This is a genomic window from Rhizobium sp. SL42 (assembly GCF_021729845.1).
In the GTDB taxonomy this organism is placed as follows: domain Bacteria; phylum Pseudomonadota; class Alphaproteobacteria; order Rhizobiales; family Rhizobiaceae; genus Allorhizobium.
In genome coordinates, this window is sequence record NZ_CP063397.1 from 2,770,378 (window position 1) to 2,783,241 (window position 12,864).

Consider the following 12,864-nt stretch of genomic DNA (forward strand, 5'->3'; position numbering starts at 1 on the left):
GCCGATGCACCGCTATAGGTTCGTGCTATTTCGCCCGCTGCAGTTTCTGCCGGTGCTGTTCGGCATCAGCGTGATCACCTTCATCCTTGTCCGGCTGATCCCCGGCGATCCTGCCCGCGTGCTGCTTGGCGCCCGCTCCACACCGACAGCGATAGCCCGCATCCGCGCCCAATACGGTTTAGACGAGCCGATCTGGCTGCAATATTTCTACTTTGTGCAAAATCTCGGCAAGGGCGAGATGGGCAAGTCGATCCTCTACAAGATCGACGTGCTGAAGCTGATCCTTACGCGCATCGAACCGACACTTGTGCTGGTTCTGACCAGTGTGATCCTGTCGATCCTGATTGCCGTTCCATTGGCGGCTCTCGCGGCGCGCAACAGCGGTCGGCTGCCCGATCATGCCGTGCGCATCGTCTCGACGCTCGGCATCGGCTTTCCGCCCTTCTGGCTGGCGCTGATGCTGATCATCCTGTTCTCCGTCAAGCTCGGCGTCCTGCCGGTGTCCGGCTATGGCGAGAGCTTTATCGACAAGGCCGCTCACCTGGTTCTGCCGAGCCTGACCATCGCGCTTTCGCTGTCGGCGGTTTTGACCCGCAGCCTGCGGGCGGCGATGATCGTCGAGTTGCAATCGGACCTGGCGACGGCGGCACGCGCCCGCGGCATGCCGGAAAACATCGTCTTCTGGCGCCATGTCCTGCCCAATTCGCTGGTGCCGACGGTCAACCTGCTGGCCGTCAACGTCGGCTGGCTGATCGGAGGCACTGTCGTGGTCGAGACCGTGTTTGCCATTCCGGGCATGGGCCAGCTCCTGGTGCGCGCCATCTTCTCGCGCGACTACATGGTGGTCCAGGGCGTCGCCATGGTGTTTGCCTGCGCCACTGTACTGGTCAACTTCCTGGCCGATATCGTCACCGTGACGCTCGATCCGAGGGTGCGCCTATGATCGCCGCAGCCACTCGCATGAATGTGTCGTGGAGCCGGTTTCTTGGCCGCAACCTGACGCTGGCCACCGGTGCCGCCACTCTGGGACTGTTTCTGCTGGTCGCGCTCGCCGCACCCCTGATCGCGCCATATGATCCAATCTACCAGGATGCTGCGGTTCGGCTCGCCGGCCCCACCCTCGCCCACCCCTTCGGCACCGACAATTTCGGCCGCGACATCCTCTCGCGCGTCATCTGGGGCACGCGCATCGACCTGCAGATCGCCGTCATCGGCGTCGCCTTCCCGTTCCTGATCGGCACCTTCGTCGGTACGATCGCCGGGTTCTTCGGCGGCATCATCGATACGATCTTCATGCGGCTGGTCGATATCATTCTTGCCTTTCCGTTCCTGGTCCTGATGCTGTCGATCATCGCCATTCTCGGGCCGGGTCTGTCGAGCTTCTATATTGCCATGGCGCTTGTCGGCTGGGTCTCCTATGCGCGGCTGATCCGCGCGCAAATGCTGGTGCTGAAGAACAGCGACTATGCGGTTGCCGCCGTCAGCCTCGGTTTCAGCCGCAGCCGCATCATGTTCCGGCACCTTCTGCCCAATGCCATCGCCGGATCGATCGTGTTTTCCATGTCGGATGCCGTGCTTGTGCTGCTCAATGGCGCGGCCATCAGCTATCTAGGTCTCGGCGTTCAGCCGCCGGTCGCCGAATGGGGCGTCATGGTTGCCGAGGGCCAGAGCTTCATCACCACGGCCTGGTGGATCACCCTGTTTCCCGGCCTCTCCATCGTCGTACTGGCCTTCGGCTTCAGCCTGCTCGGCGATGGGCTGGGTGAATGGCTGGGGGTGCGAGAATGAGCGAGCCGATCCTCTCCGTCCGCGATCTTGTGGTAAACGCCATGCTCGACGGCGAAACGCGCAAGCTTATCGATACCGTCTCCTTCGATCTCGGCCGCGGCGAGATCCTCGGTCTTGTCGGCGAAAGCGGTTCCGGCAAGAGCATGATCTGCCGGGCGCTGGTGAAACTGCTGCCATCAAAGGCGATCAGCATCGTCGGCGGGTCCGTGATGCTGGGCGCCCGTGACCTGACGAGGCTGGATGACGATGCCATGCGTGCGGTGCGGGGCGCCGAGATCGGCATGGTGTTCCAGAACCCGACCAGCCATCTCGATCCGGTGATGCGCATCGGCGATCAGATCGCCGAGGGTATCCGCTATCATCAGAACAAGTCGCGCAGCGATGCGAAAGCCATGGCCATCGACATCCTCGCCCAGGTCGGTTTTCCCGATCCGCAGCGCCAGTACGAAAATTACGCGCATGAATTCTCCGGTGGCATGCGCCAACGAGCGATGATTGCGGTGGCCCTCTCCTGCAATCCGAAAATCCTGATCGCCGACGAGCCGACGACTGCGCTCGACGTCACCATCCAGGCGCAGATCCTCAAACTGTTGATGGACCTGCGCGACGCTCGCGGTCTGTCAATCATCCTCATCACCCATGATCTCGGCATAGTCGCCCAGACCTGCGACCGGATCGCCGTGCTGCGTCATGGCCAGTTGCTGGAGCTTGGGGACAAGCGGCAGGTGCTGTCGAACCCGCAACACGCCTATACGGTCAGCCTGCTTGATAGCCATCCATCGATGCCCGAGAACGCTACCCTTTCAGCTACCCCGGCTGCGTTGCTTCCAACGGCGGCAAAACCGCTGCTCGAAATCGATGACCTGTTTGTTCGGTTCCCGACCCCCGGCTTCAGCCTGTTCAAAGGCAGCAAGCCGCCTGTGGCCGCAGTCAACGGAGTGAGCCTGCGCGTCTTGCCCGGCGAAACGGTGGGCATTGTCGGCGAAAGCGGCTCCGGCAAGAGCACGCTGGCGCGCGCCATCCTCGGCCTGACGCCGCTGTCTTCGGGTCATATAGCATTTGACGGCCTCGACCTTGCCCAGCAGCGCCGCCAGGCCCTAGCGAAAATCCGTACGCAGTCGGCCATGGTGTTTCAGGATCCCTACAACGCCCTCAACCCGCGCATGAGCATCGGCGCAATGCTGGCAGAGGTGCTGACGGTGCACAACAAGGTACCAGCCAACCGAATTGCAGCGCGCGTCCATGAATTGCTCGATCTCGTCGGCTTGGACCGGGAGTTTGCCAGCCGCCATCCGCTATCGATGAGTGGCGGCCAGTGCCAACGGGCCGGCATCGCCCGGGCGCTGGCCGTCGATCCGAAGCTAATCATAGCCGACGAATGCGTCGCGGCACTGGACGTCACCATCCAGGCACAGATTATCGACCTGTTTCGCGACCTGAAGAGCGCGATGAACCTGACGCTTCTGTTCATCGCTCACGACCTTGCCATCGTCAGAAACCTCTGCGACCGGGTGGTGGTCATGTATCGCGGCCAGATCGTCGAGGAAGGCCGCTGCGAGGATGTCTTTGCCCGGCCGCAACACGCCTATACCGCAGCGCTGATCGCCGCCATTCCCGATATCGACCCCGACAAGCCGCTGATGGGCGGCCTGTCCACGGAGACCATGCCGCATCTCTTGACTGCCTGATAACAACAAAGGGAACGAATAACATGACAAGCAATTGGAAAACCATCAGCGTGGCCACCGTGCTCGCGATGCTGACGCTGGGTTCGTCGCTGGCCGAGGCTGCCGGCGTGCTGACCATTGGCCGACGCGAGGACTCGACGACATTCGACCCGATCAAGTCGGCCCAGAACGTCGACAACTGGGTATTCTCCAACGTCTTCGACGTGCTGGTGCGCGTTGACAAGACCGGCACCAAACTGGAGCCCGGCCTTGCCGAAAGCTGGACCATTTCCGATGACGGCCTGACCTACACCTTCACGATGCGCGATGCCAAATTCTCCGATGGTTCGCCGATCACGGCCGGCGATGCCGCCTTCAGCCTGCTGCGCATCCGCGACAATGAAGGCTCTTTGTGGAGCGACAGCTACAAGGTCGTCGACACGGCGGAAGCCGCTGACGACAAGACGCTGGTGGTCAAATTGAAGACGCAGTCGGCGCCGTTCCTGTCGACGCTGGCATTGCCGAACGTCTCGGTGCTGTCGAAGAAAGGCCTTGAAGAGGCTGGCGAGGAAGCCTTCGCCGAAAAGCCGGTAGCCTCCTCCGGCGCCTTCATCGTCAAGGAATGGCGCCGCGGTGATCGCGTCATTCTGGAGAAAAATCCGAATTTCTGGCAGGCGGACCGGGTGAAGCTCGACGGTGTCGAGTGGATCTCGGTGCCTGACGACAATACCCGCATGTTGAACGTGCAGGCCGGCGAACTGGACACAGCCATCTTCGTGCCCTTCTCGCGCGTCGAGGAACTGAAGAAGGATGCGAATCTCGAAGTGCATATCGACACCTCGACCCGCGAGGACCATCTGCTGATCAACCACGAGCATGGCGCGCTCGCCAAGAAGGAAGTTCGCCAGGCGCTCGACATGGCGATCGACAAGAAGGCAATCGTCGACACAGTGACCTTCGGCCTCGGCGCCGTCGCCAATTCCTATATTCCTAAGGGCTCGCTCTATCACTACGACGCCAACTACCAATATCCCTACGAGCCGGAAAAGGCCAAGGCGATGCTGGCGGAAGCCGGTGCTTCCGATCTGTCGCTGAACTACATCGTCAACGCCGGAAACGAAGTCGACGAGCAGATTGCCGTGCTCTTGCAGCAGCAGCTTTCCAAGGCCGGCGTCACGGTCAACCTGCAGAAGGTCGACCCGAGCCAGAGCTGGGACATGCTGGTCGCCGGCGACTACGACATCTCGGTCATGTACTGGACGAATGACATTCTCGACCCCGACCAGAAGACAACCTTCGTGCTCGGCCATGACACCAACATGAACTACATGACCCGATACAAAAGCGACAAGGTCAAGGACATGGTCGCCGCGGCCCGCCTTGAACTCGACCCGGCAAAGCGCGAGGCGCTTTACATCGATATCCAGAAAACCGCCAAGGACGACGTGCACTGGATCGACCTCTACTACAGCCCCTATATCAACGTCTCGCGCAAGAATATCGAGAACTTCTACCAGAACCCGCTCGGCCGCTTCTTCCTCGAAGACACCGTGAAGAACTGAGCTGCCGGTAACCTGTTTGAACACACCATTCGCTGCACTCGCAGCGAATGGTGAAGACCAGCATCACCAATCCGGCCGGCATGTCGACGCGTTCGACAGATGATGGATCGAGGCGGTGGCGGCGTATCGTTTCATCGGCGCCGGTTTCGCAAAAAACGACCGGCGCAATCCTCAGCTGTCGAGGCCGATCACCTTTTCCAATGCCTCCCAGGTATCGTCCATGGCATAGGTGCGCAGGAATGGCAGGCCGATATGGCCATAGACCGGCGAGAGTTGCCATTCGGCGGTCTCCTCGTCGATACCGGCGACCTGCTGCAGGAAGATCACCGAGGCGAGACCGGTGCGATCGGCGCCGGACGAGCAATGCACCAGGACCGGCTGCTGTGCGGTCTTCAGGATGCCGAGCAGCCGCTGCACGTCCTCGGCTTTCAGTTCGGTCAGGGCCGACATCGGGAAATTCACCAGTGTCGTGTCGCGTGACGCAGCCGCTGCGGCTTCCGCATCATACCAGGGCGTGCCGACATGCTCGCCGCGCAGATTGATCACCGTCTTGATCTTGTATTGATCAATATAGCGGCCAAGCGTCTCGCCCGAAAGCTGTGCCGACCGGTAGTATTGGCCCGGCAGGATTTCGTGGAAATTGCCACGCAGCAGGACGACCCCGATATAGGCACCATATATGAGGCAAATCGCAGCGACGAAGAAGCAGCAGCGCTTGAGCGTCTTGACGAGGAACCGACCGCCTCCAGCGCCGTTCGCATTCACGATCGGTGTTTCAACCCCAGCCACATTCGACATTCTTCAACGATCCAACCTCAAGGCCATGCATCCATGACTGCGCACCAAGGCTTTCCTGTGGCGTCAGTCGGTGCCGATCAAGAAACTGGCGCGGGCACATATGCGCCATTACCCAAGCGGTGAGACCAAATCGCCGACCGGACCACGATTGGTCCGCTTGCTACAGCAGTCCGAGTTCCGCCAGCTCGCGTTTGAGCTCATCCGGCATTGCTTCGAGATTGGCACCGGAGGCGCCGAGGTCGCGTGGGGCAGCATCAGGCTCGAGGTAGCGCCAGCCCTGAAACGGACGGCGCGGTACGGGTGAAGTCTCGATGACCTCCGGGCCGAGGATCAGTTCGCAACGGCTGATGCCGTCGCCACCGGTAAAGGTCTTGATGTCGAGCAGCACCTGGCGCGCCGCCACCTGCCCCTTGATGATCCAGTAGAGCGAACCGCCATCGAGCAACTCGTCGACGCGCTTCGGCACCATGCGCGTCACATGGCTGCTTTGCGGCTGCAGGCCGGCCGCGACCGAAACCAGCGCGCGCTCGGCGACCCATTCCCGCAGGTCTTCGATGGCATCGCAGCCGACACAGAGCTTGATCAGATGGAGCGTCATGCCCCGGAGATAGACGGTTCCGCGCCGCCGTCAAGAGGCGCTTGTGCCGCAGGCCGTGCCCTCCCCAGATGATCGACCATGCGGAGCGTCGGCGACAAGGACGGGTGCGTCAACATTCGACGACGTTGACCGCCAGGCCGCCCAGCGAGGTTTCCTTGTATTTTTCGTTCATGTCGTTGCCGGTCTGACGCATGGTCTCGATACAGGCGTCGAGCGGGACGAAATGCTCGCCATCGCCTTTCATCGCCAGTGAGGCAGCCGTGACCGCCTTGACCGCGCCCAGAGCGTTGCGTTCGATGCAGGGCACCTGCACGAGGCCGGCGATCGGATCGCAGGTCATGCCGAGATGATGTTCCAGCGCGATCTCGGCGGCATTCTCGATCTGCTCCGGCGATCCGCCCATCACGGCGGCCAGTCCGGCAGCAGCCATGGCCGAAGCCGAGCCGACCTCGCCCTGACAGCCGACTTCAGCGCCCGAGATCGAGGCATTGTGCTTGATGATCCCGCCGATCGCAGCGGCCGTCAGCAGATAGTCGCGAATGCCTTCCTGATCGGCTTCCGGATGGAAATGCAGGTAGTAGCGCACGGTCGCCGGAACCACGCCGGCCGCACCATTGGTCGGCGACGTGACGACGCGGCCACCGGCTGCATTCTCTTCGTTGACGGCCATGGCATAGACCGACAGCCAGTCATTGGCCAGAAGCGGGTTCTGCCGGTTGCTGCGCCATTCCTCCTGCAGCTTGTCATGGATCGACCGGGCGCGGCGGCGCACGTTGAGGCCGCCTGGAAGCCGGCCGTCCTGCTTCAGTCCGCGATCGATACAGCCGCTCATCGCGTCCCAGATCCGGTCAAGCCCGGCATCCAGCGTGGCGCGGTCCATTACCGCCTCTTCATTCGCCCGCTTCATCTGGGCAATGCTCAACCCGGAGCTTGCCGCCATGGCCAGCATCTCCTTGGCCGAGGCAAAGGGATAAGGAACCTTCTGCGTCGACGCCGCCTTCTTGTTCTTCTGCATCGCAAGTAGCTCGGTTTCGGTGACGACGAAGCCACCGCCGATGGAGAAATAGACCTGCGTGAGCAGCACACGGCCGTCACGATCGAGCGCAGTCAGGCGCATCGCATTGGCGTGGCCGGGCAGCGGCGTCTTCTTGTCGTAGACGAGATCGTCCTTTGGCTTGAAGCTGTAGCCGGGATGGCCGGGCGGCGTCACGCGACCGGTGCGCTCGACTTCGGCGATGATGTCGTCCATCCGGTCCGGATCGACCTTGTCCGGCGCTTCCCCCATCAGGCCGATGATCACGGCATTGCCGGTGCCATGGCCGATGCCGGTATAGGCTAGCGAGCCGTGCAGGCTCGCCTTCAGCGCCGTCACATGCGCACCGGCGGGGCGCGGCCATTCGTCTGAAAGTATCAGATCGAGAAACCGGTTGGCAGCCGTCATCGGTCCCATCGTATGGGAACTCGAAGGCCCTACCCCGATCTTGAAGACGTCGAAAACCGAAAGAAACATGGAACCGTCCTTCTGCCCTGCAAATTCCAGAGGCTAGAGGATCGCGTAGCACGAATGCGGGCAAGGATCGACATCGGCTTTGATCGACGCGACATCGAAGCGATTGAAATTGTCGCCGCAAACGCAAACAGCGCGACCCGAAGACCGCGCTGTTTGCAATTGACTGCGTGTGAGCGTCACATGCTGCTGAAAAGATAGGCCAGGCAAAGAACGCCGGCAAACCCCATCAAAGCCCGAAAAGTAACACTCCAGCACGACTTCTGGACACTGCCTTCCATGGAAACTCCAAATGAGAACGCATCGTTAGAAAAAGCTGTCCCCCGACCGCCTTATGACGAACGATCTATTAAAATTCGCGGCCCTTCGCAACCGCAAAAAAGGCAAAAGAATGACGGTTTTTGCTAGGCAGATATGCATTCTGCGCATAGGCATGTGAAGTATCAATTACTTGCAACGAAAATTAGCAAATTCTGCGCGACTGCAACCTGCCTCATTTTGGCCCAAAACTATTTACGGTGGTTAATTTCCGTGGCGCCGGGGCAGCGCTGACGCTAAAGCTGAAGCATAAATTTCAAAGCGGAATCGCCCCATGACCGTGACCGACTACTGCGCCATGGCGCTTTTTGTGTTTCTCTGGATGGCTTATGCCTGGATCACCGGGCAGAAACGCATCCTGAAGCGGACCAGTCTGACCATGGCCATGGCGGAGCGCCGTCGGGAATGGATACTCAATTCGCTGACGCGCGACCTGAAGATGATCGACACCCAGATCATGGGTGGCCTGCAGAATGGAACGGCGTTTTTCGCCTCGACGACAATCTTTGCCATTGGCGGCTGCTTTGCCCTGCTCGGCGCGACCGAGCAGGTCGATGCGATCATCAAGGACATCCCCTATATCGTCCAAGGCGGTCGCGCGGCCTTCGAGATGAAGGTCAGCGGCCTGATCGCACTGTTTGCCTATTCCTTCTTCAAGTTCGGCTGGTCCTATCGGCTGTTCAACTATTGCACCATCCTGTTCGGCACCATTCCGATGATGGCGGAGGCCGAGAAAGATCCAGCCAGGTCCCGCGAGGCGGCCGAAATCACGATCCGCATGAACATTATCGCCGCAAGCCATTTCAACGCCGGCCTGCGCGCGATCTTCTATTCGATCGGCTATCTTGGCTGGTTCGTCAGCCCGTACATCTTCATGCTGACGACGGTGCTTGTCTTCATCGTGTTGCTGCGCCGGCAATTCTTCTCCGAAGCACGGTTGGCGCTGTTGAGCGACCGGGAACGCTGACGCCACGGGGAGCCAGAAACGATGCCGATGCGCAGTCATGAAAACGCCGCCTTTGACGTCTTTGCCACGGACCCGGCACAGACACGGTGTCAGCGCAGACCATCGGATCGGAAGGACGCAACGTGGCGGAAATGAACAGCGCGGCAGTGGCAAAGGCAAGACACCGGCTGTTGTGGCTCGATGCCACAAGGGGCATCGCCCTGATCGCCATGGCGACCTACCACTTCTCTTGGGATCTCGAGTTTTTCGGCTATCTGGCGCCTGGCACATCGACGGAGGGCTTCCTGCGGCTCTACGCACGGATGATCGCGTCCAGCTTTCTCTTTCTTGCCGGCTTCAGCCTTTTCCTCGCCCACTATCCGCAACTGAAGCTGAAGGCCTTTCTCCAGCGCCTGGTCGTGATCGTTGCTGCGGCACTGGCGATTTCGGCAGCCACATGGTGGTTCGTTCCCGACGGCTGGATCTTCTTCGGCATCCTGCATTGCATCGCCACGGCCAGCGTCATCGGCTTGCTGTTTCTGCGCCTTCCGCCTGCACTGACGCTGACCGCTGCGATCGGAGCTTTCGCGCTGCCAAACCTGTGGCGTTCGGACATCTTCGATGCGCCGGGGCTTTGGTTTGTCGGCCTGTCGCACAATCTGCCGCGGTCGAACGACTATGTCCCGCTTCTGCCCTGGCTTGGCGCGCTGCTATGCGGCATCGCCGTTGCCCGTATCCTGCACGATCGCAACGGCTTTGCCCGGCTTGCCAAACTGCCCGCAGGACCGGCCTGGCTGCGCTGGGGTGGTCGCCATAGCCTGATCATCTACCTGCTGCATCAGCCGATCCTGTTTGCCCTTGTCTATGGCGTATCGCTGGTGATGCCGGCGGCAAAACCCGATCCGGCGATCACCTATATCAACAGCTGCGAGAGCGGCTGCCAGGCCGAGGGCAGCAGCCAGGCGGTGTGCCAGCGCTTTTGCGGCTGCACCTTAGAGCGCCTGCAACAGCAATCGCTGCTCGAACCACTCCAGTCTGGCGCAATCCTGCCGGATCAGGATGAGCGCATCCTAAAGCTTGCAAGTGAGTGTTCGACAACGAGTCAGTGACAACAGCTCGAACGCAAGCTGGCCATGAATGCCTACAGGCAGCAGCCCTTGCGTTATCCATGGCCGCCCATGCTGTTTGGGATCGCAATCATTGCCGCCCTGCTCGCGCACAAACTGATCGGCATCCTGCCGCTTGGCGGCGGCTCATGGCGATCGCTTGCCGGACTGTTACTCGCTGCATTTGCCGTCGCGATCGACGTCTGGGCGGCAAAGACTTTGATCGATTCCCACACGCCGGTCATGCATACCAGCTGCGCACAGCGGCTCGTCACCACCGGACCGTTCAGGTTCAGCCGTAATCCGATCTATCTTGGCTATACGCTGATGACGGTCGCTCTTGGCCTGATCACCGGCAATGCCTGGTTCCTGATCACAGGCTTGATCGCCGCCGCGGTGACCGGCCTGGTCGCCGTTCGCTGTGAGGAAATGCACCTGCTGGCGCGCTTCGGCATCGATTTTGAACAATATTGTCGCCAGACGCGCCGCTGGATCTAGGATCATCCAGAAACCGCGTTCCGCGACAGCCACCTTTGGCCCGGATCGATCAGCTACCCACGCCGATTTCCACCAGACGGGTCAGGCAGGCTTCCTCGGCATGATTGAGCTCGGCCAGCGTCTCGTCGATGTCGCGGCGTTTCTGGCGCAGCTCCTCGCGCTTCTCGTCGATGCGCTTCATCATCAGCTTCAACTGACCGATTTCGCCCGGCGGCTCCTTGTAGACGTGCACGATCTCGCGGATTTCCGCGATGGTGAAGCCAATGCGGCGTCCACGCAGGATTTCCTGAAGCAGACGGCGATCCGCCGAGCGGTAGAGACGGGTTCTCCCACGCCGCTCGGGATGAAGCAGACCCTCATCCTCGTAGAAGCGTAGAGTGCGCGTCGACACGCCGAATTCCCGTGTCAGCTCGGTGATGCTATAAAACTTCTTCACATGCGTTCCTGTCCAATCAAGAACCGACAGCATATTTACATTTACGTAAAAGTCAATTTTTAGCTGCCGATTCCGATGCCGAACCACCATGTGGCAAGACCGAGGAAGCTGAAGAAGCCGGTCGTATCGGTAATCGCGGTGACGAACACGGCGGAAGACACCGCCGGGTCGGCACCAGCGCGTACCAGCAGGATGGGGATGGTGATGCCGGCCATCGCTGCGGCGAACATGTTGATCAGCATAGCGGTGGTGATCAATCCGCCGATATGGATATCCTGGAACCAGATCGCCGCCACCGTGCCGACGAGACAGCCGAACAGCACGCCGTTGATCAGCCCGACGCCCGCCTCGCGACGTGCGACGCGCCAGGCGTTGTGGATGTCCAGATTGCGGGTCGCCAGCGCCCGGACGGTCACTGTCATCGTCTGCGAACCGGCATTGCCGCCCATGCCGGCAACGATCGGCATCAGGATGGCAAGCGCAACGACCTGTTCTATGGTCGCCTCGAACAGCGAAATGACCGATGCGGAGACGAACGCGGTGAACAGGTTGACCGCAAGCCATGGCACGCGCGAGCGTGACGTCTCCGCAATATTGTCGGACAGTTCCTCATCGCCGACGCCGCCAAGGCGCATGAGGTCTTCCTCGGCCTCTTCCTGGATCACATCGACCACGTCGTCGATGGTCAGCACGCCGACCAACCGACCGCTTTCGTCGACGACGGCAGCCGACAGAAGGTCATATTGCTCGAAAAGCTGCGCCGCCTCTTCCTGATCCATTTCGGCCGGGATCGGATGGTTGGTCTCGCGCATGATGGTTTCGATCTTCACCAGCCGCTTGGTGCGCAGGATGCGATCAAGGTCGATGACGCCGAGCAGCTTGAAGGTCGGGTCGATGACGAAGATCTGGGTAAAGCTTTCCGGCAACCCTTCCTCGTCGCGCATGTAGTCGATCGTCTGGCCAACCGTCCAGAACGGTGGCACGGCGACAAACTCGGTCTGCATGCGCCGGCCGGCCGAGCTTTCCGGGTAGTCGAGCGCCCGGCGCAGGCGCACCCGCTCGGTGAACGGCAGCTGCGCCAGGATCTCGTCGCGGTCTTCCTGGTCGAGGTCTTCGAGAATGTAGACGGCATCGTCCGAATCGAGGTCGCCGATCGCTGCCGCGATCTGGGCGTTCGGCAGGTGACCGACGATCTGCAACCGGATGGCCTCATCGACTTCGGTCAGTGCCGTCATGTCGAAATCGTCGCCGAGCAGGCGCACAAGCGCGATACGTTGATCCGGCTGGATAGCCTCGATCAGGTCGCCGAGTTCAGACTCGTGCAGGCGGGCGACATGCTGGCGCAGGAAGAGAAGATCGCGGTCGGCAATGGCAGCACCGACGATCGCCAGAAAATCCAGGCGGATCGAACCGTCATCCGCATAGATATCCGCGTGATCTTCGTCGGCAAGGGCGCGGCTACGGATGTCGTCCTCGGTCTCCGTCATAAAAGCACCCTCGCCTCATTCTGGTCTGCCGCGCCCGACCGCCGAAGAATGGCGGCAAAAAATGCATTGTCAACAACTGCATAGCGATCTGATCTCGCCCGGATGTGCAAATGCGAAGGCTCCCTGCTAACCTATTGCCGCAGCCCGGTCGAG

At 60.8% G+C, this 12,864-nt stretch carries 12 protein-coding genes; 7 read left to right on the forward strand and 5 right to left on the reverse strand.

Annotated elements, in window-relative coordinates; translation table 11 throughout:
- The first annotated feature begins 4 nt into the window (after positions 1-4).
- From IM739_RS13105 to IM739_RS13120, 4 genes are read left to right on the forward strand one after another with little or no spacing between them, the layout of a single operon-like run.
- Positions 5-943: an ABC transporter permease gene (locus IM739_RS13105; protein ID WP_237368164.1), complete on the forward strand. Its 939-nt coding sequence runs from the start codon at positions 5-7 to the stop codon at positions 941-943.
- Positions 940-1,788, forward strand: a complete 849-nt coding sequence (locus IM739_RS13110) for an ABC transporter permease (protein WP_237368165.1) — start codon at positions 940-942, stop codon at positions 1,786-1,788. The genes IM739_RS13105 and IM739_RS13110 overlap by 4 nt, the downstream gene beginning before the upstream one ends.
- Positions 1,785-3,476 carry a dipeptide ABC transporter ATP-binding protein gene (locus tag IM739_RS13115; RefSeq protein WP_237368166.1) on the forward strand — a complete coding sequence of 564 codons (1,692 nt, stop codon included), beginning with the start codon at positions 1,785-1,787 and terminating at the stop codon, positions 3,474-3,476. The genes IM739_RS13110 and IM739_RS13115 overlap by 4 nt, the downstream gene beginning before the upstream one ends.
- Positions 3,477-3,499: 23 nt before the next feature.
- Entirely contained in the window at positions 3,500-5,017 is a 1,518-nt protein-coding gene (locus IM739_RS13120) for an ABC transporter substrate-binding protein (protein WP_237368167.1), read from the forward strand.
- A 171-nt stretch (positions 5,018-5,188) separates the two neighbouring features.
- On the opposite strand, the gene IM739_RS13125 is transcribed toward IM739_RS13120, so the two are convergent.
- From IM739_RS13125 to IM739_RS13135, 3 genes are all read right to left on the reverse strand, one after another.
- On the reverse strand, positions 5,189-5,815 hold the full coding sequence (locus IM739_RS13125; protein WP_237368168.1) for a tyrosine-protein phosphatase: 627 nt from the start codon (positions 5,813-5,815) through the stop codon (positions 5,189-5,191).
- Between the two features lie 160 nt (positions 5,816-5,975).
- The gene (locus IM739_RS13130) at positions 5,976-6,413 is read right to left on the reverse strand and encodes a DUF1489 family protein (RefSeq protein ID WP_237368169.1); all 438 of its coding nucleotides are present in this window, start codon (positions 6,411-6,413) and stop codon (positions 5,976-5,978) included.
- A 109-nt stretch (positions 6,414-6,522) separates the two neighbouring features.
- The gene (locus tag IM739_RS13135) at positions 6,523-7,923 is read right to left on the reverse strand and encodes an L-serine ammonia-lyase (protein ID WP_237368170.1); all 1,401 of its coding nucleotides are present in this window, start codon (positions 7,921-7,923) and stop codon (positions 6,523-6,525) included.
- 589 nt (positions 7,924-8,512) lie between these two features.
- Between IM739_RS13135 and IM739_RS13140 the strand changes: the two genes are divergently transcribed.
- The 3 genes from IM739_RS13140 (at position 8,513) to IM739_RS13150 (ending at position 10,788) form a co-directional block, all read left to right on the forward strand.
- Positions 8,513-9,205: a DUF599 domain-containing protein gene (locus IM739_RS13140; RefSeq protein WP_237368171.1), complete on the forward strand. Its 693-nt coding sequence runs from the start codon at positions 8,513-8,515 to the stop codon at positions 9,203-9,205.
- Between the two features lie 131 nt (positions 9,206-9,336).
- On the forward strand, positions 9,337-10,293 hold the full coding sequence (locus IM739_RS13145; protein WP_336886414.1) for a heparan-alpha-glucosaminide N-acetyltransferase: 957 nt from the start codon (positions 9,337-9,339) through the stop codon (positions 10,291-10,293).
- 24 nt (positions 10,294-10,317) lie between these two features.
- Positions 10,318-10,788, forward strand: coding sequence for a methyltransferase family protein (locus IM739_RS13150; RefSeq protein WP_237368173.1), 471 nt, complete (start codon positions 10,318-10,320; stop codon positions 10,786-10,788).
- 49 nt (positions 10,789-10,837) lie between these two features.
- On the opposite strand, the gene IM739_RS13155 is transcribed toward IM739_RS13150, so the two are convergent.
- The gene (locus IM739_RS13155; RefSeq protein ID WP_007608667.1) at positions 10,838-11,224 is read right to left on the reverse strand and encodes a MerR family transcriptional regulator; all 387 of its coding nucleotides are present in this window, start codon (positions 11,222-11,224) and stop codon (positions 10,838-10,840) included.
- 59 nt (positions 11,225-11,283) lie between these two features.
- Positions 11,284-12,711, reverse strand: coding sequence for a magnesium transporter (gene mgtE, locus IM739_RS13160; RefSeq protein ID WP_237368174.1), 1,428 nt, complete (start codon positions 12,709-12,711; stop codon positions 11,284-11,286).
- Between the last annotated feature and the right edge of the window lie 153 nt (positions 12,712-12,864).